Annotated in this window: 24 protein-coding genes, 1 tRNA gene and 1 pseudogene; 3 read left to right on the top strand and 23 right to left on the bottom strand. The window is 51.0% G+C overall.

Annotated features, from left to right (window positions below):
- The coding region (locus ACW73I_RS21115) for an alkaline phosphatase D family protein (protein WP_458031481.1) at positions 1-1,578 on the bottom strand (1,578 nt) is incomplete at its 3' end.
- 225 nt (positions 1,579-1,803) lie between these two features.
- Here ACW73I_RS21115 and ACW73I_RS21110 point away from each other — a divergent pair.
- Positions 1,804-2,475 (top strand): TVP38/TMEM64 family protein, encoded by a 672-nt coding sequence (locus ACW73I_RS21110; RefSeq protein ID WP_458031480.1) that lies wholly within the window; start codon positions 1,804-1,806, stop codon positions 2,473-2,475.
- Positions 2,476-2,641: 166 nt separating this feature from the next.
- On the top strand, positions 2,642-4,066 hold the full coding sequence (locus tag ACW73I_RS21105) for an alkaline phosphatase PhoX (RefSeq protein WP_458031479.1): 1,425 nt from the start codon (positions 2,642-2,644) through the stop codon (positions 4,064-4,066).
- A gap of 116 nt (positions 4,067-4,182) precedes the next feature.
- On the opposite strand, the gene rfaD is transcribed toward ACW73I_RS21105, so the two are convergent.
- From rfaD to rlmE, 17 genes and pseudogenes are all read right to left on the bottom strand, one after another.
- On the bottom strand, positions 4,183-5,127 hold the full coding sequence (gene rfaD / locus ACW73I_RS21100; protein ID WP_458031478.1) for an ADP-glyceromanno-heptose 6-epimerase: 945 nt from the start codon (positions 5,125-5,127) through the stop codon (positions 4,183-4,185).
- 6 nt (positions 5,128-5,133) lie between these two features.
- Positions 5,134-5,580: a 50S ribosomal protein L9 gene (rplI, locus tag ACW73I_RS21095; RefSeq protein ID WP_458031477.1), complete on the bottom strand. Its 447-nt coding sequence runs from the start codon at positions 5,578-5,580 to the stop codon at positions 5,134-5,136.
- Positions 5,581-5,626: 46 nt separating this feature from the next.
- On the bottom strand, positions 5,627-6,514 hold the full coding sequence (locus ACW73I_RS21090) for a hypothetical protein (RefSeq protein ID WP_458031476.1): 888 nt from the start codon (positions 6,512-6,514) through the stop codon (positions 5,627-5,629).
- Positions 6,515-6,562: 48 nt separating this feature from the next.
- A complete protein-coding gene (rpsR, locus tag ACW73I_RS21085; RefSeq protein ID WP_458031475.1) occupies positions 6,563-6,790 on the bottom strand; it encodes a 30S ribosomal protein S18 in 228 nt (75 codons plus the stop codon).
- Between the two features lie 26 nt (positions 6,791-6,816).
- Entirely contained in the window at positions 6,817-7,251 is a 435-nt protein-coding gene (gene rpsF / locus ACW73I_RS21080) for a 30S ribosomal protein S6 (protein WP_458031474.1), read from the bottom strand.
- A 172-nt stretch (positions 7,252-7,423) separates the two neighbouring features.
- Positions 7,424-8,311, bottom strand: a complete 888-nt coding sequence (locus ACW73I_RS21075; protein ID WP_458031473.1) for an ABC transporter substrate-binding protein — start codon at positions 8,309-8,311, stop codon at positions 7,424-7,426.
- A gap of 29 nt (positions 8,312-8,340) precedes the next feature.
- Positions 8,341-9,105, bottom strand: a complete 765-nt coding sequence (locus ACW73I_RS21070; RefSeq protein ID WP_458031472.1) for an exodeoxyribonuclease III — start codon at positions 9,103-9,105, stop codon at positions 8,341-8,343.
- A 183-nt stretch (positions 9,106-9,288) separates the two neighbouring features.
- Positions 9,289-9,783, bottom strand: a complete 495-nt coding sequence (locus ACW73I_RS21065) for a flavin reductase family protein (RefSeq protein ID WP_458031471.1) — start codon at positions 9,781-9,783, stop codon at positions 9,289-9,291.
- Between the two features lie 287 nt (positions 9,784-10,070).
- Positions 10,071-10,238, bottom strand: a complete 168-nt coding sequence (locus tag ACW73I_RS21060) for a hypothetical protein (RefSeq protein ID WP_458031470.1) — start codon at positions 10,236-10,238, stop codon at positions 10,071-10,073.
- A gap of 309 nt (positions 10,239-10,547) precedes the next feature.
- On the bottom strand, positions 10,548-11,459 hold the full coding sequence (locus ACW73I_RS21055) for a tyrosine-type recombinase/integrase (protein WP_458031482.1): 912 nt from the start codon (positions 11,457-11,459) through the stop codon (positions 10,548-10,550).
- A 63-nt stretch (positions 11,460-11,522) separates the two neighbouring features.
- Positions 11,523-11,663 (bottom strand): annotated as a pseudogene (locus ACW73I_RS21050) (Arm DNA-binding domain-containing protein); the annotation flags it as partial.
- A 164-nt stretch (positions 11,664-11,827) separates the two neighbouring features.
- Positions 11,828-11,912: transfer RNA gene (locus ACW73I_RS21045), tRNA-Leu, on the bottom strand.
- Between the two features lie 10 nt (positions 11,913-11,922).
- A complete protein-coding gene (gene secG / locus ACW73I_RS21040) occupies positions 11,923-12,321 on the bottom strand; it encodes a preprotein translocase subunit SecG (RefSeq protein WP_458031469.1) in 399 nt (132 codons plus the stop codon).
- A 15-nt stretch (positions 12,322-12,336) separates the two neighbouring features.
- Positions 12,337-13,083, bottom strand: coding sequence for a triose-phosphate isomerase (gene tpiA, locus ACW73I_RS21035; RefSeq protein WP_458031468.1), 747 nt, complete (start codon positions 13,081-13,083; stop codon positions 12,337-12,339).
- 60 nt (positions 13,084-13,143) lie between these two features.
- Positions 13,144-14,478, bottom strand: a complete 1,335-nt coding sequence (gene glmM / locus ACW73I_RS21030; RefSeq protein ID WP_458031467.1) for a phosphoglucosamine mutase — start codon at positions 14,476-14,478, stop codon at positions 13,144-13,146.
- Between the two features lie 71 nt (positions 14,479-14,549).
- Positions 14,550-16,472, bottom strand: coding sequence for an ATP-dependent zinc metalloprotease FtsH (ftsH, locus tag ACW73I_RS21025; RefSeq protein WP_458031466.1), 1,923 nt, complete (start codon positions 16,470-16,472; stop codon positions 14,550-14,552).
- Between the two features lie 119 nt (positions 16,473-16,591).
- On the bottom strand, positions 16,592-17,209 hold the full coding sequence (gene rlmE / locus ACW73I_RS21020) for a 23S rRNA (uridine(2552)-2'-O)-methyltransferase RlmE (RefSeq protein ID WP_458031465.1): 618 nt from the start codon (positions 17,207-17,209) through the stop codon (positions 16,592-16,594).
- A 49-nt stretch (positions 17,210-17,258) separates the two neighbouring features.
- Between rlmE and yhbY the strand changes: the two genes are divergently transcribed.
- Positions 17,259-17,528, top strand: a complete 270-nt coding sequence (gene yhbY / locus ACW73I_RS21015) for a ribosome assembly RNA-binding protein YhbY (RefSeq protein ID WP_458031464.1) — start codon at positions 17,259-17,261, stop codon at positions 17,526-17,528.
- A gap of 30 nt (positions 17,529-17,558) precedes the next feature.
- On the opposite strand, the gene greA is transcribed toward yhbY, so the two are convergent.
- The 5 genes from greA to ACW73I_RS20990 form a co-directional block, all read right to left on the bottom strand.
- Complete coding sequence (gene greA / locus ACW73I_RS21010) at positions 17,559-18,035, bottom strand: transcription elongation factor GreA (RefSeq protein ID WP_458031463.1); 477 nt, start codon at positions 18,033-18,035, stop codon at positions 17,559-17,561.
- 20 nt (positions 18,036-18,055) lie between these two features.
- On the bottom strand, positions 18,056-21,277 hold the full coding sequence (gene carB, locus ACW73I_RS21005) for a carbamoyl-phosphate synthase large subunit (RefSeq protein WP_458031462.1): 3,222 nt from the start codon (positions 21,275-21,277) through the stop codon (positions 18,056-18,058).
- Between the two features lie 17 nt (positions 21,278-21,294).
- Complete coding sequence (carA, locus tag ACW73I_RS21000; protein ID WP_458031461.1) at positions 21,295-22,428, bottom strand: glutamine-hydrolyzing carbamoyl-phosphate synthase small subunit; 1,134 nt, start codon at positions 22,426-22,428, stop codon at positions 21,295-21,297.
- A 628-nt stretch (positions 22,429-23,056) separates the two neighbouring features.
- Positions 23,057-24,007: a hypothetical protein gene (locus ACW73I_RS20995; RefSeq protein ID WP_458031460.1), complete on the bottom strand. Its 951-nt coding sequence runs from the start codon at positions 24,005-24,007 to the stop codon at positions 23,057-23,059.
- Positions 24,008-24,347: 340 nt separating this feature from the next.
- Positions 24,348-24,533 (bottom strand): hypothetical protein (locus ACW73I_RS20990; protein WP_458031459.1); only part of this gene is annotated, 186 nt, incomplete at its 5' end.

Raw genomic sequence — 24,533 nt, 5'->3', positions numbered from 1 at the left:
GTGGCCGCCGGCGGCCGGCAGGGTTTTGCTGAACACGACGGCGCCGTCGATGTTTTTCAATTCCACCGTCATGGCTTTGGAGCGATTGTCGATGTTGACCTCGCCGAAGAATTGCAAACCGGCATAAGGCGACAGGTTAGCTTGGCCGGGGGCCGGCGCCATATCGAACACGACTTGCGGACCGAACGTGCCGTCGGTCGAATTCGGGCCGAAGGAGCCGGCATTCAGAGGCCCGGCCACGAATTCCCAGAACGGCAGAAAATCGTCGGTCGCGGCCTTTTTTGGGTCGTAATAATGCGCGGCTGCATAATGCACGTCGGCGGTCAGCCAGACGATGTTGGCGATATGATGGCGCTTGATGAATTTCAACAAGCGGGCGATTTCCAATTCGCGCCCCGCAGCCGGGCCGTCGTTGCCGTTGGCGATTGCTTCCCAGCGTTGCGGCGGGTTATGGGCGTAATCGTCGCTGATGTTCAAGCCTATCGGCATATCGGCGGAAATGACTTTCCACACGGCGTTCGATTCCTGCAATTCCTGTTGTAGCCAAGCCAATTGCCGTTCGCCCAAAAAGGCGGTTTCTGCGCTCTCTTGGCTTTGCAAATTATCGGTATTCGGGCCGCGATAGCTGCGCATATCCAGAACGAACACATCCAACAATTTACCGTAAGACAGCTTGCGGTAAATGCGCTCCGGCTCTTCCGCGCCGTGGGGGCGTAGCGGTGCGTATTCGTGGAAGGCTTGCGTGGCGCGCGCGACCAATAAGGGTACGTCTTTGACCGTGTAGCGGCTGTCGCCGCTCAAATCCTTGGCGTCCGACCAATTGTTGACCACTTCGTGGTCGTCCCATTGCCAGATTTGCGGCACTTCCGCATTGAAGCGGCGCAAATTGTCGTCCATCAAATTGTATTTATAGCGGCCGCGGAATTCCGCCAGGGTTTCGGCCACTTTGCCGACTTCCGGCGTCACCAGGTTGGTCCAAGTCTCGCCGTTTTCAGCCACGGCGCTGGGCAGGATCGGGCCGTCGGAATAGACGCTGTCGCCGCTTTGAATGAAAAATTGCGGCTGGGTTTGGCGCATGGCTTCATAGATTTTCATACCGCCGAATTCCGGGTTGATACCCCAGCCCTGGCCGGCGGTGTCGCCGCCCCAGACGAAATGGATGTCTTCGTGTTTGCCTATGGTATGGAAACGGCCGATGACGGGCTCGCTGGCATTGCGTTCGTTGCTCAGGTCTTCGAACCAAACCTTGACGTAAACGTCCTTGCCGGCCGGCAAGTCGACCAGCTCCTGGCGCGCGGTGAAGTCGCTGCTTTCCATGGCATACGGCCCGCGCAGGGTCGTCGCCTGTTCGAAGTCGGGATTGAAAGCGTATTCCAGCATCATGCGGGACGGCCGGTCCGCACGGCTCCAAACGATCGCCCGGCCCGGCGCTAAATCGCCGATCTGTATGCCCTGCTCCATCTTTGGATTGTCGGCTAACGCGACCGACGCGCTAAACAGCAACGACGCCGGCAAAAGCGCCAAAACGACGCCGCGCCGGCCGAGAAAATGACGAACTGAAGGATTGCTGCGATACATGCGTCGACTCCTGGTTAATGGCAAAGGAGCCGGCATTTTAGATAACGGTCTGTGAAAGTTTGATTACCGCTGAATTAAGGATTATTGACAAAAAGGGCGAACTAAAGCCGTCTGTCACATTAGATTCATCTTTTAGTGCTATTTGTTTCAGCTTCTACGATCAATCCGACACGGAGACCGGTCGAGCATATATGCATGGGAAGTAAATTACCTAAACCAATTAAAATGAAACTATTAAAAAAAAATTACTTCACCATACTAACAATAATTCTATTTTTATTAATATCTTTATATTTATACGAACACGTCACGCTAGAAACCATCAAGAGTAACAAAACCCTGTTAAGCGGCTTTGTCGAAGCCCATTACACCTTATCGGTATTCTTATTCTTTATATTTTGCACGATTTTCGTTAACTCGCCGGTCCCTTTCGCGGCAATCCTCAAGGTATTAGGCGGCTTTTTTTTCGGGCTTTATCTGGGGGCGATATACAATATTATCGCAACGATTGTAGCCTGCCTGGTGGGCTTCGGCATAAGCCGATACGCGTTTAAAGAAAGTTTCGAAAAAAAATATTACAAACGGATTAAAAAGGTCGAAACCAAAATCGAAAAAAACGGTTTCTATTATTTTTTAACCTTGCGGCTCGTCATGGTCGTGCCTTATTTTTTAATCAACATCACCGCGGGAATATCGAGAGTTTCGTTCAAGGACTTTTTATTCAGCACCATGCTGGGGGTAGTGCCGGCCTCGCTGATCTATGCCAACGGCGGCAATAAACTCGAACACATCAATTCCCTGTCCGAACTTTTTACTTCGGACGTTATCCTGGCAATGCTATTAATCGCCTCGATTACGTTATTGCCGACTTACACCCTCAAACAAGAGCCTTTTTAGACTCAACGACGTATCCACCGCATTCCTTAAATAAGCAGATGATTTGTCACCGAACCGTAACCGGTCTGTCACTGTATTTTCATGTGACGCACTTAGCATTTTGAGCGATTGCTGGATACTGCAATCCTTTCCGACAAAAAACCAAGTTACGTTAAAGGATACTGATATGAAATTATTTAAACTGAGTCTATTGGTTACCGCAATATCGGCGATCATATCGCCTGTCGCTGCGAACGCTGCCGATACCGAATTCGACAACTTTACACCGATGACCGGGGATACTACGCCGCTGAATCCGGGTTCTGCCACGCCTTACCGTTTATCGTCGCCCAATTTCAGCCAAGAAACCATCGCGGATAAAGCCACTCAAAATTCATTGGTTCCAGGCTCCAACTCGGGCAACTGGGACATGATTGCCTCCAACGAAACCGGTCCCGACGCCGGCCGCTATCTGTTCATGCCTTTCGAAACCGGCAGCGCCGGCGTGCAACGTATCGATTTGTGGGACACTAACTACAACACCCGCACCACCACCATCGTGACTCCCGGAACGCAAGGTTTCGTATCCGGCGACGCCTCCGTTTGGACGCCTTGGGGCAGCTACTTGACCGCCGAAGAATCCTGGAGCTCAAGCAGCAGCAAAGGCCGCTTGTTTGAAATCGACAATCCGACCACGGCGACCGCCGGCAGCGCCAACTTCGCTTGGCAGCAAGTCATTCCGCGCGTGTCGCACGAAGGCTTGGCGTTCGACAGCAACAACAGCCTCTATTTCGTGGATGAATTGAACGGTGGATCGATTTACAAATACGTCTCCAACGATATCGACAATTTCTTCGGGTCCGGTCAAACCTTCGCTTTGCAAGTTGGCAGCGGCGGCCAATTCGAGGGTAACAACGGAACCGCCATCACCGGCGCTGCCAGTTGGGTAGCCATCACCGACATCAACGGTGGCGCTCTGGCGGGTACTTCGGTCGTGTTGGGCGACGGCACCATAGACGGGCGTGCCAGCGCCGACGCAACGTCGGCAACCGGATTCAACCGTCCGGAAGACTTGCAAATCCAAACGCTATCCAGCGGCGACCAATTTTTGTATTTCGCAACAACGGATTCCGACGACGATGCGACAAGCGCCAACGGCCGCGGCCGGGTTTATTCGCTGGATCTGACCACATTGGACCTTAAATTGTTTGCCGACAGCCATACCATGGACGCAGCGACCGGCTTGGCGGCCGGCAGCGCATTCAGTAACCCGGACAATCTGGCAATGGACTCCGAAGGCAATATCTACATTGTCGAAGATCAGCCCGGCGGCGTCGAGGACGTTTGGTTCGCTCTGGATGCGGACCGTGACGGCGTGGCCGAATCCATCTCCAAATGGATCAGCCTGACCACCGCGGGCGCGGAAAGCACCGGTTTGTATTTCGACATCAACGATCCGAACGTCGCCTACATCAACGTTCAACATCCGACGGACGGAATCGACCGTACGATTCAGTTGACCGCTGCCGCTCCAGTACCAGTACCGGGAGCCGCGTGGTTATTCGGTACAGCATTGTTCGGTTTCATTGCAAAGGCCCGCCGCAAGGCTTGATCATCTAACAAACAGCCCTGCCCCGGCAGGGCTGTACTCGTAAGAAAACCGAAAAGTTTCCTGGGAAAAGCGCGCCGCGCTACTTACGTTGGCAGCGAAACTTCAGACCGGAGCGTTCAGCGGTTCAGCCATTCCATGTACAGTTGAACGCCTTGTTCAACGTTTTTGAATTGATGCTGACAACCCGCAGTACGGAGATTGTCCAAATTGGCTTCGGTAAAGCTTTGATAACAACCTTTTAGCTGTTCGGGGAAAGGAATGTACTTGATTTCACCGCGCCGATAAAAATCGATCACGGCATTGGCGACATCGTTGAAAGTCTGGCTACGGCCGGTGCCGCAATTGAAAATACCGGATACTTGAGGATTATCCAGAAACCATAGATTGACATCGACCGCATCGCCGACATAGATGAAATCACGCCGTTGTTCACCATCGGCGTAGCCGTCACAGCCTTCAAACAAGCGTAACTCGTCAGAGACCTTGATTTGATTGTTCAAATGGAATGCCACGCTGGCCATGCTGCCTTTGTGCGCCTCCCGCGGACCGTAAACGTTGAAATAGCGCAGACCGACCACTTGCGCAGTCAGTTTATCCAGATGACGACGCAAATATTGATCGAATTGGAACTTGGAATAGCCATACACATTTAACGGTCCTTCATGCGCGGCATCTTCCTTAAATGTCAGATCAGCGCCATAGACGGCCGCGCTAGACGCATAGATAAACGGGATTTTATGGCTTTGGCAATAATGAAACAGCGCCTTGCTGTATTCATAGTTGTTCTCCATCATATAGCGTCCATCCCACTCCGTGGTGGCCGAACAAGCGCCCTGATGGAAAATCGCTTCTACCGTTTCGGCTTGGAAAGCGCCTTGCCGAACACGCTCCAGAAAGGTGCTTCTATCCATGTAATCGGCAATTTTGCAATCGACCAAATTCCGGAACTTGACCCCGTTGGCCAAATGGTCGACCACTAAAATATCATCGTAACCGCGGGCATTTAAACCTAGTACAAGGTTACTGCCGATAAAACCGGCTCCACCGGTTACGATGATCATTACGACTTACTCGGCAACGACTTTAATTGGCAGCGTGACCTCAACATCGCTATGCAAATGGAATACGATGTCGTATTCGCCGATTTGGCGAATCGCACCGTGCGGCATGCGGATTTCGCTTTTTTCAATTTGAACGCCGGCCGCGTTGACCGCCTCGGCGATATTTTGAGTACCGACGGAACCGAACAAGCGACCCTCATCGCCCGATTTGCAAGCGATGCTGATATCCAGTTTGCTTAGCGCTTCGCCGCGTGCGGTCGCAGCCGCCAGTCTTTCCGCGGCTTGTTTTTCCAGCTCGGCGCGACGTTCTTCGAATTCTTTGATCTTGGCAGGCGTCGCCATCGCGGCTTTGCCTTGCGGGATCAAATAATTTCTGCCGTAGCCCGCTTTGATGCTGACTTTATCGCCCAAGTTACCTAAGTTAGCAACCTTTTCAAGAAGAATAACTTCCATCTCTCATTACCTCGTTAATCGACTCATCGTCGAATGATGGCTGAAATCATCCAGCCGTTGAATTTGAAATTTTTTTTCGTAAATCCAGCCAGTTATCGATTAAACCGCACAGGGCGATAATCACCATGACATGCGGGATCAATACCAAGGTCAAGTACATGAACGGCACCATAAAGCGGCTGCCTTTCATCACAGCGAAACAAGCATGCAAGGTCGCGGTTCCAATAAAGGTGTATAGCACCAACAACACCAGCAGCACATTCCGGCAAACTTCAGCCAAGATACCGGTCGATAACATAGCGACCGCGATCAATACCATGGTTGCAATCGCTAATTGGGTGTGACCCCGCAACCCCAAAAACTCGGTTCTGAATCCACCGGGGTTATAAAGCGCCGCCTGCCACCAACGAGCCAACAGTAAACCGAATAGCAAACCGTATACGCTGCCGGCCGCAACTGCGCCCGTCATGAAGTGAGCAAACAATTGAATCGACTGATTGACTTGTTCGGGAGTAATATCCGAGCGAGACTGCAGCATCGGTTGCATCATCACTTCCAACGATCCTTTCCAAACTTCGGACGGATGCGCTTGATACAAATAAAACCCTAATACGGCCGCCACACCCAGCAATACGGCGATCTCGATTGCCACGCCTAGATGTCTACCTTCCCGCAGTACGATCGAAATGAGCCAAATTGGGATCCACAACACCAAGCCGTACAGCAACGCAAATTGGTAACCGATTTTCAGAAAAACGCTCAGTACCGCCCCCGCCAAACAAGAGATCAGCAATACATATAAGCCTTCTTTTCCGCCCCTGCGCAAAGTAACCAACGCCACCGAGGCCGAACTTACGATACTCGCCGGAGGAAACGCTAGCGACAGCAACGCGAGAGCGGAGGCGACGGTCATCGCCTGGATTCTGCCCTTCATGATATAAGCTGCCAAAAACTGCACGCGAATGCTCCGGTGCGACCTAACTTATTTGTGCGCGTCGCAGAACGGCAGCAAAGCCAAGAAACGAGCTTGTTTGATCGCTGCAGTCAATTGTCTTTGATATTTCGCACTGGTACCGGTAATACGGCTAGGAATGATTTTGCCGGTTTCAGTGATATATTCGCTGAGCAAGTCAAGATTTTTGTAATCGATTACGACTGCATCTTCACCGCTGAAGCGGCAACCTTTGTTACGTCTAACGTTACGTGCCATGTTATTTCTCTTGTATCTGTTTAAGTTTATTCGGAATCCGCTTCAGCTTCGGTCGCTTCGTCGTCGGCAGTCTCGGAATCGGTTTCATCTTGCTCTTCTTCAACTTCTTCGTTCGCGCGGCTGGCGGTTTTTTGAACATCACTACTGCTAGTTGCGATTACGGAAGGTTCGCTAATTGCTTCTTTTCTAAGCAGAGTCAGGCTGCGTAAAATGGCATCGTTGAAACGAAAGCCGGCTTCCAACTCATCGAGAGTCGCTTGGTCGCATTCGATATTCATCAGCACATAATGCGCTTTATGGATTTTTTTGATCGGGAATGCCAGATGTCTACGTCCCCAGTCTTCCAGCCGGTGTATCGTGCCGGAAGCATCTTCGATTGTAGACTTGTAACGTTCTATCATGGCAGGCACCTGAGCACTTTGGTCAGGGTGTACCAAGAAAACGATTTCGTAATGACGCATGATTTCTCCTTACGGTTAGAATAGCCTCCCATTTACACAAATAGTGAGGCAAGGATTTGGGATGGAATACCCCAAAAAACCGCTTATTATAAAATCAATAACCAATATTGCATAGCGCTTTATAAGAACACGAATGCATTGATCGGACATAAGCCTTTAGTGCGTCCATCTGTCATGACGGCGGCGCCACAATAGCCGCTTCATAGGGATGGCGTCGGCTGATTAAACCATTGAAACCAAACACATCCAATAGCGTGTCATAAGAAGCTTGACCAATCGAAGGATCTTTAGACCAACAGCCTAAACGCTGATAGGTCGCTATGGTCCGAGTGAGTACATCTCTATCGATTTGCGGAAAAAACACCGCTTCGTTCTCAGCGATAGCCGCCGCCGGCGTATCCAGTAACGCGGCGCAGGCATTACGGTAGGCGCGCATGAAGCCTGCCGCTTGATCGGTCGCTAACCAGCGCCGAGTAGCGCATAAGCTACTAAAAGCCACATCGCCGATCACATCACCGATCGAAGCTAAAACCATCGCTTTGCCGTCATGCTCTAATTGTTGCGGAGCAGGGCCTTGCTGGTGGATGTAGTCGGCTACGCCTGCGCGAAACGCCGCATCCATGGCATCGACGTCTCCGGCGTCGATAAAGTCAATCCGGTTTTCATCTATGCCGAGTTTATGCAAAGCGTACCTGAACATCGCGACCGGCTGGAACAGATGATCAACCAACACTTTCTTACCGATCAGTTGTGACCACGCAAAGGGCTGGCTCTGCGGGCGTCCCGCCAGAAAAAAGCCATCGCGCCGATTGATCTGCGCAAAATGCACGATATCCGGAGTTTGACCTCCCTCCAATATCGAAAAACTTGCAGCGACCGCCAATTGGGATACATGCGCATCACCTTTGGACAAACATTCAAATACGGTTTGATTAGGCGATGCTACCCGATAATCAGCTTCCAATCCCTCCGCCGCCAAAAAGCCACCGCTGATGGTGTAAAGCAAGGGACTATAGAAAGCGGAATGGCGTAAAGCCATGATCTTAATTTTTTCAGCCATATCCGTTTACTCTGTCAGTCAGATTGTTGTCACATGTCTATTTCGATACCCACCGGGCAATGATCGGAACCCATGATCTCGGTCAAAATGAAGGTATTCTTGATCCGGCCGAGCAGGGCTTCACTGGCCAACACGTAATCGATCCTCCAACCGATATTTTTTGCGCGGGCATTGGCACGGTAACTCCACCAGCTATAAGCCACCGTATCCGGGTGAAAATGACGATAGCTGTCGACCAGGCCAGCATCGATGAAGCGGTTGAAACCGTCAATTTCCGTTTGGGTGTAGCCGGCTGATTTATTGTAATTCGCCTTAGGCCTGGCAATATCGATCGCCTGATGCGCAACATTGAAGTCACCGCACGCGATTAGCGGCTTTTGGATTTGCAAGCTCTGTAGATAAGCCAGAAACTCCTGATCCCAAGTCTGCCGGTAACCCAGCCGAACCAACCCTTCACCGGAATTAGGCACGTAAACGTTTAACAGAAAAAACTTTTCGAACTCGGCCACGATCACTCTACCCTCTTGATCGTGCTCGTCTATGCCGATGTCGTGAACGATTCGTAACGGCTCCTGACGGGTAAGCATCGCCACTCCGGAATAGCCTTTACGTTCGGCCGAGTTACTATATATATGGTAATGGTCGATGCTCTCCAAAGCCTTCTCGACTTGATCGTCTTGAGCCTTCGTCTCTTGCAGCAAAAGACAATCCGCATCGAGCTGCGTTAGCGTTTCGGCAAAACCCTTGCCCAATACGGCCCTGATACCGTTTACATTCCAAGAAATAATTTTCATCAATTGATATTGAGCACTGTGATTATACGGCAAGAATATCAAAGTTATTTACATCTGGGAAAACCGCTTGAACAGAAAGAACATTAAAATCCCGATCAATCCATCCGATTAGGAAGGATAATGAAACTAGACACGGATAAACCATAGGCGTCTTCTCGCGGTGCCGATACGCCGCACCCCCATTCAAAAACGATCCGGAAACAAGGCTGCGGCGCCATCCATGTTACCAGTATCCCGATAAACCATCGGCTCCGCATTAGCCTGAAGCAGACTACCTGAAACTACTCGACCCAAAGCCAAGACATGGTCGCCCGCCGGATATTCGGCAACCATTTCACACTCAAAATGCGCTATGACATCATCGAGTAGCGGCGCTCCGGTTTTCCCAGGATACCAGCTGACCGTCGCAAGTTTGTCACGTGAACTCGGCCCGCCAAAATGCTCCGCCAACGGCATTTGATCTTGACGCAACACATTGATGGAAAACACTCCACCCGATTTTAGTATCTGATAAGACGAATGCATTCGATTGATGCTCAACACCAATAATAGCGGTTGAAAGGAAACCAACGACACGCATGCGGCCGTAAATGCGTTGTTCCGCCCACCGCCAGTCACTCCGATAACATAGACGCCAACCGTAATTCTTTTAAATAAATCTGCCATTGCTTCACTCATCGGCTTTCTCCAAATCCCCACAACGATGTGTTTTTCAGACTTCTATTAAACCACTTCAAACCGGGGGAGACTATTGAGTCGGCAATCGTACTCGACGGTTTTTTATCTGGGGCCACTTCTCTCTTCCGTGATTTCGCCGGATAATATGGCGTCCGATAATTTTTGACTGTTGGTTTTCACTAACACTCCGTTAAAGTGCCATCGTTACGAAAGGTCAACCGGAAGCGGGGTAACGAATCCCGCTTTTCGCCCCGTCGGGCTATCCGGTTGATGTAGATTATATCAAGCTACCCATGCCATTTAAAAAATGCGTATAAGAATTCAATGCACATCCCTAAGAACACAAAGATAAACAAGCCTACTAAGCCGAAATTGAATACCAAGTAACCTAGTAAAACCACCGCTAAAAAGGTCACGATCAATATGCCCCATTCCAGGATTTTATATTTCAACATGTCATAGCCATTCCTATGGTTGCTTGAACATGATTGCGCATGGCAAACCGGATCACCGATACAACCAATCCGATCAGAACGAAAATAAACAACCAGTCTGCGGCATTCCAACCGGAAAATTTCAAGCTAGTTGTCGCCTCGATGTAAAAAACTTATGCGGCTATTTTGTCCTGGTTAGGAGCCTCCTGGTTTGCGGTATTGGGAGTATTTTTCGTCTCTGCCTGCTCGGGGTTGAGATGCACGATATGGACCCTGTTCCAATTGCGGGTCTGTCGACTCCAGCGCCGTGGATGTTGATCCCTGACTTGTTCATAAAGCGCCTTGCGTTGAGCTAACAACGCCTCTTCCAACCCGGCGTGGCGTGGCGTTGCGCCGGCGTTCGTCCAGATATTGAGCGCGATTGTAGGCCGCTCTGACCTGATCCTTTGGTGAATGGGCCAGTTGCCTTTCGATCGCGTCAGGGCTCCAACCTTGCTCATTCAGCAAGGTGCTGGCAATGGTTCTGAAGCCGTGCGCGGTTTGAATACTGGAATCGTAACCCAAGCTTAGTAGCGCCGAGCGGATGGTATTATCGGACATAGGCCGCCCGTCGCCACGGCTCGACGGGAATACATATTGCCCGGTACCGGTTAAAGGCTGAACGGCTTCCAGGATCGCGACAGCCTGAGTGCTTAACGGCACAATATGATAAAAGTCGGTTTTGCTGATGTAAGGCCGCCACTCGCTTGCAGCCAAGTCCACGTCTACCCAAAGCATTTGCCGAATCTCGCCCGGCCTTTGAAACAACAACGGCGACAGCCTTAAGGCCATTTGCACAGCATAGGTGCCTTGATAGGCGTATAAATCGCGCAGCAATTGCCCAACCTGCTTGGGGTCGATAATCGCGGCCCGATGTTTGACCTTTTGCGCCGGCATTTGCCTGGCGACGGGTTGAGCCTGATTGAACTCTACGAAATTATGGGCAATCGCATAATCGAAAATAGCGACGATTTCAGCATGTAGCCGATGCGCGGTTTCGAGCTGCTGTTTGTCGATCAGCGGCTTTAAGGTGGCAAAAACGTCGGCTGACTTAACCTCTTTGATGGGTTTATCGCCCAATAATTGAAACGCCAGGCGCTCTATACGGCTGGCTTTCTTTTTGTGCGTGTTTGTACTGGTCAGGTGTTCGATCGATGTCAGCCATTGGCGGGTAACGTCAGCGAAACTGTCGAGGATCGGCAAGCCTTCGCTTTGGCGCTCTTCGTTCTCTCTGACCAATTGTTTGGCCGCTTTTTCTTGCTTTCGGATTTCGCCGGGATCAATGCCTTCGGCAAGTTGTCGTCTACATTCTTCAGCCTTCCGTCTGGCGTTTTCTGTTGTGGTTTCAGGATAGCGCTCCAATCCAAGGCGGTTTTGCTTGCCATCGAACCGGTAGATAAAACGCCAAAGCTTAGAACCAAAGTGACACGATTTTGAGCCAGTTTAGCCCGTGTCACTAATTCGGGTGTATGTCCTAAGATTTCATGGGATGTATTCGGACAATAAAAAACCCGCAAACCTAGAAGATTAGCGGGTTTCTGGACTTCTTTGCATCTCTTAAGATGCGCGAATGGTACCGACGGCCGGACTTGAACCGGCACGACTTGCGTCACCACCCCCTCAAGATGGCGTGTCTACCAATTTCACCACGTCGGCTTAAGTTACTTTATTCCGCCTCTGTTGCCGTAGCGGGTTCAACCTCTTTTATTGCAGGCGCTTCGGGTAATTTTGCCACCGGTACATCGTTATCGTTACTTTGCGATAACGGCACATCGGAGCTTTGTTCTTCCTTAACCGCTGGCGCATCAAGAATAATATCGGACTTCTTACTGTGACTGCCGCTTAAGAAAGCCAAGCCTAAACTTGTAACGAAGAACATGGTGGCAAAAATGGCAGTGGTTCTGGACAAAAACGAAGCGGAACCTTGGGCACCGAAAACGGAGCCGGAAGCACCGCTGCCGAAAGCAGCACCGGCATCGGCACCTTTACCTTGCTGCATCAGAACCAGACCAATGATCCCAATTCCTAACAGGATGTGAAAAACGATGATAATTTGATACAGCATATTTAACCTAAGATATTAAACTGAATGGCAAATTTTTAAAAAGCCTTGTGCATCCAGCGAAGCACCGCCGACTAGACCGCCATCGATGTCCGGCATGGCAAACAAGGCTTCGGCATTGTCTGGTTTCACGCTACCGCCATACAAGATCTGCACTTTCTCAGCAACTGATGCGCTTCTTGCCGCGATGCGTTCACGGATGTATTTATGCACTTCTTGAGCTTGTTCGTCGGTCGCGGTTTTACCGGTACCGATGGCCCAAACCGGTTCGTAGGCGATTACCGCTTTTTCGAATGCTTCGATACCGGCCGCATCGATCACCGCATCCAATTGCTCGTCTACGATTTGAAAAGTTTTATCTTGCTCACGTTCTTCCAGCGTTTCACCAACGCAAAGCACAGGAACAATGCCTTGTTTCAGGGCTTGGCAAAAACGAGCCGCTACACTTTCATTAGTATCGCCGTAGTATTGGCGTCTTTCGGAGTGCCCAACCAGAGCGAATTTCACCCCGCAATCGGCTAACATCGCAGCAGACACTTCGCCCGTGTACGCGCCGGAGGCTTGATCGGCTACGTTTTGCGCACCGACTGCGATCGCTGAACCGGTTAATGCGTTACGAATATCAGAGATGTAAACGAATGGCACACATACCGCGACTTCTTGGCCAACCTCGCCCAGACCTTCGGCCAGCGATTTTGCCAGTTGCATGCCCTCTTCCCGTGAGGTATTCATTTTCCAGTTTCCCATAATCAATGATTTCCGCATCACATACTCCGAGCCAAAGAAAGCCGCTTATAATAAACCGTGCGCGATTCCGTTTCAAGATTAGATTGATTTTCTGACTTCATTGGCTAGCTGATTGGCATACTTATTGACCTCGTCGGCATCTACGCCTTCCACCATGACCCGCACCAAAGGCTCTGTGCCGGACGCGCGCAATAAAACTCTTCCCCGGTCTCCCAATTTTTTTTCGACGGCTTCCACCGCCTTTTTGATGCTGTCGATTTCATCGAGTTTGATTTTCTTCTCGACCCTGACATTGATCAAGACTTGCGGATACTTTTTCATCTCCGCCTTCAATTCGTGCAGAGTCTTATCGGCAAAGCGCATTTCGGCCAAAACTTGCAGCGCCGATATAATGCCGTCTCCAGTTGTAGTTTTGTCTAAACAAATGATATGGCCGGACCCTTCGCCGCCCAGCACGCCTTTTTTCTCGCTTAACAATTCCATCACATACCGGTCGCCGACATTCGCGCGTACTAGCGGAATACCCATATTTTTAAGGGCGTGCTCCATTCCCAGATTGGACATGAGCGTCCCGACCACCGGCCCCGACAACTTGCCTTTTTCCTTAAAGGATTTAGCAATGATGTAAATCAACTCGTCACCGTCGACGATCTCGCCCTTGTGGTCGACCATGATGACCCGGTCGCCGTCACCGTCCAGCGCGATACCCAAGTCGGCGCGATACTCCTGCACTTTTGCCACCAGGGTTTCCGGCCTAGTAGCGCCGCATTCGTCGTTGATATTCAAGCCATCCGGCTCTCCGCCAATGACGACAACCTCGGCGCCAACCTCACTGAAGACATGCGGAGCAACGTGGTAGGTCGCGCCATGGGCACAATCAATGACGATGCGCATGCCTTTGAAATCGAGGCTTGCCGGCACAGTGGACTTACAAAATTCGATGTAGCGGCCCGCGGCATCGCTGACGCGTTTGACTTTGCCTAACTTGGCCGATTCAACCGTAGTCATCTGCATATCAATGTAATGCTCGATTTGATGTTCAAGCTCGTCCGGCAACTTGGTGCCATCAACCGAAAAAAACTTGATCCCGTTGTCGTAATAAGGATTATGAGAAGCACTGATGACGATACCGGCTTTAGCTCGGAGCGTGCGGGTTAAATAGGCGATACCCGGGGTCGGCATCGGGCCGAGCAAACGGCAATCGACACCGGCCGCAGACAAGCCCGCTTCTAAAGCGGATTCGAACATATAGCCCGAAATCCGCGTATCTTTACCGACCAAAACAAAACCGTCCCCCTCATTTGCAAACACCCGCCCCGTTGCCCATCCCAGCTTAAGCATGAAATCGGGAGTAATGGGATATTCGCCCACTTTGCCTCGAATACCGTCCGTACCGAAATATTTTTTTGCCATGATGAATCTGCTTTTCTTTGTCCAAAAAAAAGAGAGACCAAGGTCTCTCTCTATTTGTTAATGTTTAAGGCCTAACCGTGCTCGGCAGCACCGCCGATAGACTGGTCGCTTCCTTTGTTCCCCCAAGGCTCGGCTTCGGCATTGCCACTGGTGGACGACGGTGTATCGTCTTCCCAGCCCTTAGGTTCTCTAACCGGCCTTCGCGCCATCAGATCATCGATTTGATCCTTATCGATCGTTTCATACTTGATCAATGCCTCAGCCATCGCGTGCAAAATATCGTCGTTTTCTTTCAGTATTTTCTCGGCACGCTCGTAGTTTCTGTCGATGATGGAGCGAATTTCCTCGTCTATCGTATGCGCGGTTTCTTCGGCTACCGATTTATGTTGAGTCACGGAACGCCCGAGGAAAATTTCGCCTTCTTCTTCGCTGTATGCCAAAGGCCCCAAGCGTTGCGACAGCCCCCATTTGGTAACCATGTTGCGGGCCAATTCGGTCGCGCGTTCAATGTCGTTAGAGGCGCCGGTCGAAACCTGTTCCCAACCGAAAATCAATTCTTCGGCGATGCGCCCGCCGTACAAACTGGAGATCATACTATCCAGCTTGCATTTACTGGCACTGTACTGGTCGCGCTCCGGTAAAAACATGGTGATACCCAGTGCGCGGCCGCGCGGCATGATGCTGACTTTGTACACAGGGTCGTGCTCGGGCACCAACCGGCCGACGATCGCATGCCCGGCTTCATGGTAAGCAGTCATTTTCTTTTCATTTTCATCCATGACCATGGAGCGTCTTTCCGCCCCCATGATCAACTTGTCTTTGGCTTTCTCCAAATCCACCATGCTAACCAGGCGTTTATTGAAACGCGCCGCAAACAATGCAGCCTCGTTAACCAAGTTAGCCAAATCGGCACCTGAGAAACCGGGGGTACCTTGAGCGATGTACTTGACTTTGACATCGTCGTTTAGCGGTACTTTTTTCAAATGGACATTCAATATTTGCTCTCGGCCCCTCACATCCGGCAGACCGACCACGACCTGCCTGTCGAAGCGGCCGGGGCGCAGCAAGGCTTTATCCAACACGTCGGCCCGGTTGGTTGCGGCGATCACGATGATGCCTTCGTGCCCTTCGAATCCATCCATTTCCACCAACAACTGGTTTAAGGTTTGTTCACGCTCGTCGTTTCCGCCACCCAAGCCGGCGCCACGGGAGCGGCCCACGGCGTCAATCTCATCGATAAAAATAATACACGGCGCATGGCGTTTGGCCTGCTCAAACATATCGCGCACCCGCGAAGCACCGACGCCCACGAACATTTCAACGAAATCCGAACCGGAAATGGTAAAGAACGGGACTTTCGCTTCCCCTGCGATTGCCCTGGCCAACAAGGTTTTACCGGTACCCGGCGGACCGACCATCAAAGCACCGCGCGGCACTTTTCCGCCAAGCTTTTGATATTTCGCCGGATCTTTCAAGAAATCGACCATTTCCTCGACCTCTTCCTTGGCCTCGTCACAGCCGGCCACATCGGCGAACGTAACCTTGTTTTGATCCTGATCCAGCATACGGGCCTTGCTCTTGCCGAAGCCCATGGCTCCACCGCGTCCGCCGACGCCCCCGCCTTGCATTTGCCGCATGAAAAATACCCAAACGGCAATCAGTAACAGTATCGGTCCAAAAGAGACGAATATCTGCATCAGCATCGACGGTTCTTCCGGCGGCTGAACGACAATTTCGACATTGTTAGCCAATAAATCATCGATCAAATGCGGATCATTGGGCATATAAGTCTTAAATTTTTCGCCCGATTGCATTTTGCCCCTAACGGTATTATCCGCAATGGCAACCTGCTGAACCTGTCCCGCCTTGACTGCGTCAATCAGCTGCGAATACGAGAGGGTGGCATCGCTTCGGAGGGATCTTGCACCGAAGTTGTTGAATATCGCCATCAGAATTACTGCGATGACAACCCACAACACTAAATTTTTCATCATGTCGCTCAATTTACGCGCTCCAGCCGCTAACGGCCCAAATATTTAAAACGATTTAATTGTATCAGGAATGAACTAACACTCGTTCAATCATAGCCCGATTATGATTGAAGTGTACCAAGCTATTTGAAACCTTTCGCCAAAATATACACTTCACTACTTCTTGCCCGCGAAGCCTTAGGCTTGCGAATGACTACACTATTAAAAGATTGTTTGACCTGAGCCAAATATTCGTTGAATCCGGCACCTTGAAACATTTTTATCAGAAACGTTCCACCTTCGACTAGAATTCGATGCGCCGCATCCAGCGCCAACTCCCCTAGATAAATCGATCTTGGTTGATCCATTTCCCTGTTACCACTTATATTGGGGGCCATATCCGACAATAACAAGTGCACGGGCTGATCATCAAGCACTTTATAGAGTTGTTCCAACACCTCGTCCTCCCTGAAATCGCCCTGTATAAATTCGACGCCGGGAATCGGTTCGATTTCCAACAAATCCAACGCAATGACCTTATCGTGTTTGCCTATCAATTTCCTGGCATATTCAGACCAACCGCCCGGAGCAGCACCTAAATCGACGATATTCATACCGGGACGTATGAGTTTATCCTTCTCCTGAATTTCAATTAACTTGAACACCGCACGAGAGCGATAGCCCAGAGATTGAGCTTTCTTGACATATTCGTCCTGAAAATGTTCCTGCATCCATTGATGACTACTTTTGGTACGTGCCATTTTTCTGTTGGTGTAAAATTGCGCGGTTTTATATGTTTAAGGAAACAGTGTGAATCCCATTGAAAAGAAAAAGCTAAAAGCTCAAGCCCATCCGCTCAAACCAGTCGTAATCGTCGGTCAAGCCGGTTTAACACCCGCAGTCATAAAAGAGATCAATATAGCACTTGATGCTCACGAACTTATTAAAATTAAGATTCGAGCCGAAAGAGACGAGCGTAGTATTATCAGTGATCAAATTTGCACGGAAACCCATGCCGAATTAATTCAGACTATCGGCCAGATAATTGCGCTATATAGAAAAAACCCAAAAAAGAAATAAGGGGAGGATTGACCTCCCTTTTTATTTGATTTAGATATATTCGACCGAAATAATTTCGTATTCAATATCACCGCCCGGCGCCTTAACGATCACGGAATCGCCTTCTTCCTTGCCGATTAAGGCTCTGGCAATCGGCGACCCCACCGAAATACGGCCTTCCTTGATATTGGCTTCGTCTTCACCGACGATTTGGTAAGTCACCTCCTTACCGGAATCAAGGTCTTCAATCTTCACCGTCGCGCCAAACACCACCTTGCCGTTGGCATCGGCTTTGGTTACATCGATGATGTTGGCATTAGCCAATTTGCCTTCGATTTCCGCAATACGCCCTTCCGCAAAGCTCTGTTGTTCGCGCGCCGCATGATATTCGGCATTTTCTTTCAAGTCGCCGTGTTCGCGCGCTTCCGCGATAGCCTGGATAATACGCGGTCTAACCACGGATTTTAGCTCTTCCAATTCGGCGCGCAATTTATTGGCGCCCGTTACGGTCAGAGGTACTTTATTCATAACAACTCCTAATAAATAACTCAGTCCTTAAAGGTTTTATGTAAATCCTGCAGGCAATTGACATTACCTGCCGAGAGTTCACCCAACGCAAAACAAGCCGCTCTAGCACCGGCCATAGTAGTGTAATAAGTTACCTTACGCTGTAAAGCTTCGCGACGCATCGTAAAAGAGTCCGCCACGGCTTTTGCACCTTCGGTGGTATTGACGATCAACTGAAACTCGCCGTTTTTAATCATATCAACCGTGTTCGGCCGCCCTTCATTCACCTTGAAGACTTTCCGGCATGGAATGCCGGCTTCTTCCAACACTCGTGCAGTGCCGCCGGTCGCAACGATTTCATAGTTTTTGTCGATCAGCATTTTCGCCAAATCAGGCAATTTAGGTTTATCGGCGTCACGAATACTGATCAAAACCTTGCCGCTATGACTCAAATCGATGCCTGCGGCCCGCTGCGATTTCGCAAAGGCTTCGCCAAAGGTCTTACCAACCCCCATCACTTCACCGGTCGACTTCATTTCCGGGCCCAATATCGGATCGACCCCAGGGAACTTGATGAAGGGGAACACAGCTTCTTTAACCGAGAAATACTCAGGGATGCGCTCTTCGATAACCCCCTGCTCCTTCAAGGACTTGCCGACCATGCAGCGCGCCGCAATCTTGGCCAAAGGATAACCGGTCGCTTTGGACACGAACGGAGCGGTCCTCGAAGCGCGGGGGTTGACCTCGAGCACGTATACGGTCTCGCCTTGAATCGCAAACTGGGTGTTCATCAATCCGCAAACGCCCAAGGCTTCGGCCATTTTGGCAACCTGTTGCCGCAACTGCTCTTGAAGATGCAACGGCAAATCATAAGGCGGAATCGAACAAGCCGAGTCGCCGGAATGTACGCCCGCTTGCTCGATATGCTCCATCAAACCGCCGATTAACACGGTTTCACCGTCGTAAATCGCATCGACATCCATTTCCACTGCGTCATCCAGGAAGCGATCCAATAGTACCGGCGAATCATTTGAGACACTAACCGCCTCCTTCATATAGCGGCGCAAACCATCTTCGTTGAAAACGATTTCCATGGCCCGCCCGCCCAACACATAGGATGGACGCACCACCAATGGATAACCCAGCTCGCGCGCGGAATTAACCGCTTGTTCGACCGAACGCGCGGTCGCATTAGGCGGCTGCAGAAGGTTTAAGCGCTCCAATAATTTTTGAAAGCGTTCGCGATCTTCCGCCAAGTCGATAGAATCCGGCGAAGTACCGATGATCGGCGCGCCCGCCGCTTCCAACGCTCTTGCCAATTTCAGCGGCGTTTGGCCGCCATATTGGACGATGACGCCTTTAGGCTTTTCTAAATCGATGATTTCCAGCACGTCTTCCAGGGTCAACGGCTCGAAATACAGTCTGTCGGAAGTATCGAAATCGGTCGATACGGTTTCCGGATTACAGTTGACCATGATGGTCTCGTAACCGTCTTCGCGTAAAGCCAAGGCGGCATGCACGCAGCAATAGTCGAACTCTATGCCCTGGCCGATACGGTTCGGACCGCCGCCCAAAATGATGATTTTTTCTTTATCTGACGGCTTGGCCTCGCATTCCTGTTCGTAAGTCGAATAGAGATAAGCCGTATCCGAGGCGAATTCCGCCGCACACGAGTCGATGCGCTTGAATACCGGACGCACGCCTTTTTTATGGCGCACGTTACGCACTTCCGATTCCTTGGTTTCCAATAATTTCGCCAAACGGCCATCGGAAAATCCCTTGCGTTTCAGCCGTAACAGTTCGCCTTGTTCTAAGGTAGCCAGGGTTTTGGTCGCCAAGGTTTTCTCGGTCGCGATCAAATCCTCGACTTGAGCCAGAAACCATGGATCGATTTTGCACGCTTGATAAATCTCTTCGAAACTCAAACCGCTACGGAACGCATCGGCCAAATACCACAAACGTTGCGGGCCGGGATAACGCAGTTCGCGCATGATGCTATCCCGGGCGCTTTCGTCCTCGAAATCGACGATTTCGTCCAGCCCGTCTACCCCCACTTCCAAGCCGCGCAAGGCTTTTTGCAAGGATTCTTGGAAGGTGCGCCCGATCGCCATGACCTCGCCGACCGACTTCATCTGAGTAGTCAGACGGTCGTTGGCTTGCGGAAATTTTTCGAATGCGAAGCGCGGCACCTTGGTGACCACATAATCGATGGTCGGCTCGAACGAAGCCGGTGTCGCACCGCCGGTAATTTCGTTACGTAGCTCATCCAGGGTATAGCCTACCGCCAGTTTGGCAGCCACCTTGGCGATCGGGAAGCCGGTCGCTTTGGATGCCAAGGCCGACGAGCGCGACACCCGCGGATTCATTTCGATGACGATCAATCGGCCTGTTTCAGGATTTAATGCAAACTGCACGTTCGAGCCGCCGGTATCGACGCCGATTTCGCGCAACACAGCCAACGACGCGTTACGCATGATTTGGAACTCCTTGTCGGTCAAGGTTTGCGCCGGTGCCACGGTAATCGAATCGCCGGTGTGCACGCCCATCGGGTCGAAGTTTTCGATCGAACAGACGATGATGCAGTTGTCTTTACGGTCGCGCACGACCTCCATTTCGAACTCTTTCCAGCCCAGTATCGATTCTTCGATCAACAATTCGTTGGTCGGCGACAAATCCAAGCCGCGCTCGCAGATTTCGATGAATTCTTCCCGGTTGTAAGCGATACCGCCGCCGCTGCCTCCCATCGTGAACGACGGCCGGATGATGGTCGGATAGCCGACTTCCTCCTGTGCCGCGAAGGCTTCTTCCATGGAATGCGCGACTTTGGCCTTAGAGACTTCCAGCCCAATCCGGCGCATGGCCTGATTAAACAAGTCACGGTCTTCGGCCATGTTGATAGCGTCTTTAGTCGCGCCTATCATCTCGACGCCGTACTTGGCCAAAACCCCGTGCTTGTCCAAAGCCAGCGCGCAGTTCAGCGCGGTCTGGCCGCCCATGGTCGGCAACACCGCATCCGGCCGCTCTTTTTCGATGATTCTTTCCACCGTTTGCCAATCGATAGGCTCGATATAAGTTGCGTCTGCCATGTCCGGGTCGGTCATGATAGTGGCAGGATTGGAATTGACCAGAATGACTCGATAACCTTCTTCGCGTAAAGCCTTGCAGGCTTGAGTGCCGGAATAGTCGAATTCGCAGGCTTGACCGATGACGATAGGACCGGCGCCCAATAATAAAATCGATTTTATGTCGGTTCTTTTTGGCATAGGACTCTGTCTAAAGCTTAAGCGGGACGGGACTGGTTCATGAGCGCGACGAAGTCGTCGAACAAGGTCTCGACATCATGCGGTCCCGGACTGGCTTCCGGGTGTCCCTGAAAACTAAAGGCCGGACAATCCGTGCGTTCTATACCCTGCAAACTGCCGTCGAATAAGGAATGATAAGTTGCGCGCAAGTTGGCCGGCAAGGAATCGGCGCCAACCGCGAAACCGTGGTTTTGGCTGCTGATCATGACCCGGCCGCTGTCCTTATGTTGCACCGGGTGGTTGGCGCCGTGATGACCGAATTTCATTTTTTCGGTTTTCGCGCCACTCGCCAAAGCCAGCAATTGATGGCCTAAACATATACCGAATATCGGCACTTTTTCGGCTAAAATTGCCTTTATCGCGTCGATCGCATAGGTGCAAGGCTCCGGGTCGCCGGGGCCGTTGGACAGAAACACACCGTCCGGATTCATTGCCAATACGGTTTCCGCCGGCGTGGTTGCCGGCACGACCGTGATCCTGCAACCGCGGTTGGCCAACAAGCGCAAAATATTGCGTTTGACGCCGAAATCGTAAGCCACCACGTGCTTGGTCAAATTCGGTGCTTCGGCGTGGCCCCGGCCTAATTTCCAGACGTCTTGCGTCCATTCGTAAACTTCATCCGTCGTCACTTCTTTGGCCAAATCCATGCCTTGCAAGCCTGGAAATCCCTTGATGGCTCTGCTTGCCGCATCGACGTCGACCGCCTGTCCGGCCGCAACGCAGCCGCGTTGCGCGCCGTTGTCGCGCAGGATTCGAGTCAACTTGCGAGTATCGATATCGGCAATGGCAACGACGTTGTTGTCGCGCAGATAATCCGGCAACGTTTGTTGCATACGCCAATTGCTGGCCAACATCGGCAAATCACGCACGACCAATCCGCTGGCAAATACCCGTAACGATTCGTCGTCTTCGGCATTCGTACCGACATTACCGATATGCGGATAGGTCAATGTCACGATCTGGCGCGCATAGGATGGATCGCTGAGAATTTCCTGATAGCCGGTTAATGCCGTGTTAAAAACCACTTCCCCGACGGAACATCCATCCGCACCTATCGAGATGCCGTGAAACACGGTTCCGTCTTCCAGTACCAGTATTGCGGGTTTATTCAAGATTGGTCACCTTAGATGTAGAAAACGGGATGAGTCTTACGACTAATCCCGTTCTAAAATGAGAAAAACTTAGGTAATTCTACGAAATTATGCCGATTTGGTCATTAACAATTTTTGGAAACAATCTGCATAACCCTATTAACACAGTTCTCAATGCCGAAGATAGCGTCTCCGGAATGATCGTTGGTTTAAGGGTTCGATAACAACTTTAGCCTATTTTTTGGCTATCCGCTTAAGCCGGGACAAAACCCGGGCGGTACGGCGGGAAACTTGCAGGAAGGATTCGCGCAGCAATCCGGCATTGACGTTCGGGATGGTCGGCTAGCAGGCGGAGCTTGCGCTTAGGATATCGTCCGAAATAACTTCCCGATATGGCAATAGTCACTGGGGACGTACCGAGTGAGGATGTCGGCAGCAAGGACGCTGCCGTCAAGCCCCCATGGAAGGGTTCACGGCGTTCCTCATTCGGTATGTCCCAGGGTCCGCACCGACAAAACGGGAAATTATTTTTGGCCAAATCCTTAGGGAGCCGCCGTTTCTCCGATTAGCGGTAGCGCAATCGGAGAAACGAAAGCTGTAACATGCGTGCAATTACGCTGTGCTACGCACCTACGGCCCTGTATAGATTTCAGTTACGGCTCAATCCGATTTTTCGGCGTAACCTGCCAACTAATGTAGCCAACGCGCCGCCAAATAGCCAAGCGGCCGCAGGAACAGGGACCGGTGTTTGGGAAACCGTCAAACGATACGCGTCACCAGAGGTCTGCCACGAACCATTCCGATAACCACCCAAGAAAATCGTATAGATTTGCCCTGCTTCCGCGTCGAAAGTAATCGTATTGAGATTGCTGGGATTGGCACCACCCACGCTATAGGCAACGATATCGCTTACCGGCAGAATTGTCCCGGGCATAAGGCCGCCTGCTTCGTAAGGAGATGAATCTGGGGCGATAATGCCATTTTCATTTGAATTCGGATTCCAAGACGCATGATGGTAATACTTTGTAACAGCATCCATACCCTTGAAAATTGTGTAACCGAAGTTAGTTCCCGATTGTAAGACGCTTTCGATGTTCAATGTCACCGTACCGGACACATCCGACCTAAATAAACCGGTATCCGTATCATGCAGCCAACCAGCCGCTCCGGTAACGGCATTGTCACTCCACGCTCCTCTAGCCGTATCGACATCGGCATAGACCCCATAGCGGTTAAACGAATCAAACGTCGAAATTTCCGCTACGTTACTGACGCCACCAGTAAACTCCACCGCCCAATTCAAGTGAGCGCCGGCATAACCGAACGGTGTCGCCGTTTCCCCGCCGGTACCGGCCCATTTCTGATTTGCAACACTCCCAACCGCTCTATTTCCCCAGCTAGCGCCATTCGCCCAACCGTCAGTACCACTTCCTAAATTTGTAGTCCAATCGGTATTGTTGGCACTGTTATCTTCCCCATCGCCAGTAGACAGATTGTACATAGTCGTCGAAATCGCCAAGGCACTCGGCATTCCACCAAACGATAAAACTCCGCCGGCGACAATTAGACTGATGGATCGAGCTAGTTTGGTTTTCTTCATATTTCTTAACCTTGGTTTGTGATTAATAACGATGACTCAGAACACGAACCGCAATGTTGTTTACGACACATGCGTCTGATTACCGCGGAACTAGGGCAAGAAATAAGCCAACATTTAAGCTCCGTAAGCACTGGAAGTATTCGGAAGAATGTCCGACTATCCTAAGGGATATGACACTCATTGCGTGATTTCACGCACTGAGACTGGCCGCTTGAACCTAAGAAAGTCAGCTGGAGAACATGGAATCCGTTCGTTCTGAGATTGTCGAAGTGCGAGCCGATTCCATGCACCCACACCCATTTGGTGAGCATTGTAAATCCCGCCTACCCTTCGACTGGGCTCAGGGCGAATGGTATTTGGAATGCTCAACGGAGCTTAGGTTGAATAAATTGTAACTACTCGCGCCCCCTCTAGCGGTAGCATCGCCCGCCAAGGCTATTTGAATAGCAATGAGTGGATTATATCCCCGGTTGGCCATGGTTTGCAGATGGCTGGAGATTCGACAGTAGGCATGCGCATAGTCTTC

The sequence above is a fragment of the Methylomonas sp. MgM2 genome, assembly GCF_054172045.1.
The sequence above is the reverse complement of the archived record's forward strand: the minus strand, read 5'-3'. Positions and strand labels throughout refer to the sequence as shown.

Excerpts from the sequence above, each read along its gene's own strand:
- ACW73I_RS21110 (WP_458031480.1), top strand. The coding sequence starts at position 1,804 with ATGAAACTATTAAAAAAAAATTACTTCACCATACTAACAATAATTCTA.
- rlmE (WP_458031465.1), bottom strand. The coding sequence starts at position 17,209 with ATGGCACGTACCAAAAGTAGTCATCAATGGATGCAGGAACATTTTCAG.
- ACW73I_RS21060 (WP_458031470.1), bottom strand. The coding sequence starts at position 10,238 with ATGTTGAAATATAAAATCCTGGAATGGGGCATATTGATCGTGACCTTT.
- greA (WP_458031463.1), bottom strand. The coding sequence starts at position 18,035 with ATGAATAAAGTACCTCTGACCGTAACGGGCGCCAATAAATTGCGCGCC.
- ACW73I_RS21090 (WP_458031476.1), bottom strand. The coding sequence starts at position 6,514 with ATGAAGGGCAGAATCCAGGCGATGACCGTCGCCTCCGCTCTCGCGTTG.
- ACW73I_RS20995 (WP_458031460.1), bottom strand. The coding sequence starts at position 24,007 with ATGAAGAAAACCAAACTAGCTCGATCCATCAGTCTAATTGTCGCCGGC.
- secG (WP_458031469.1), bottom strand. The coding sequence starts at position 12,321 with ATGCTGTATCAAATTATCATCGTTTTTCACATCCTGTTAGGAATTGGG.
- rfaD (WP_458031478.1), bottom strand. The coding sequence starts at position 5,127 with ATGATCATCGTAACCGGTGGAGCCGGTTTTATCGGCAGTAACCTTGTA.
- ACW73I_RS21075 (WP_458031473.1), bottom strand. The coding sequence starts at position 8,311 with ATGGCTGAAAAAATTAAGATCATGGCTTTACGCCATTCCGCTTTCTAT.
- rplI (WP_458031477.1), bottom strand. The coding sequence starts at position 5,580 with ATGGAAGTTATTCTTCTTGAAAAGGTTGCTAACTTAGGTAACTTGGGC.
- ACW73I_RS21070 (WP_458031472.1), bottom strand. The coding sequence starts at position 9,105 with ATGAAAATTATTTCTTGGAATGTAAACGGTATCAGGGCCGTATTGGGC.
- carB (WP_458031462.1), bottom strand. The coding sequence starts at position 21,277 with ATGCCAAAAAGAACCGACATAAAATCGATTTTATTATTGGGCGCCGGT.
- ACW73I_RS21065 (WP_458031471.1), bottom strand. The coding sequence starts at position 9,783 with ATGAGTGAAGCAATGGCAGATTTATTTAAAAGAATTACGGTTGGCGTC.
- glmM (WP_458031467.1), bottom strand. The coding sequence starts at position 14,478 with ATGGCAAAAAAATATTTCGGTACGGACGGTATTCGAGGCAAAGTGGGC.
- rpsF (WP_458031474.1), bottom strand. The coding sequence starts at position 7,251 with ATGCGTCATTACGAAATCGTTTTCTTGGTACACCCTGACCAAAGTGCT.
- rpsR (WP_458031475.1), bottom strand. The coding sequence starts at position 6,790 with ATGGCACGTAACGTTAGACGTAACAAAGGTTGCCGCTTCAGCGGTGAA.
- ACW73I_RS21105 (WP_458031479.1), top strand. The coding sequence starts at position 2,642 with ATGAAATTATTTAAACTGAGTCTATTGGTTACCGCAATATCGGCGATC.
- ftsH (WP_458031466.1), bottom strand. The coding sequence starts at position 16,472 with ATGATGAAAAATTTAGTGTTGTGGGTTGTCATCGCAGTAATTCTGATG.
- tpiA (WP_458031468.1), bottom strand. The coding sequence starts at position 13,083 with ATGCGGAAATCATTGATTATGGGAAACTGGAAAATGAATACCTCACGG.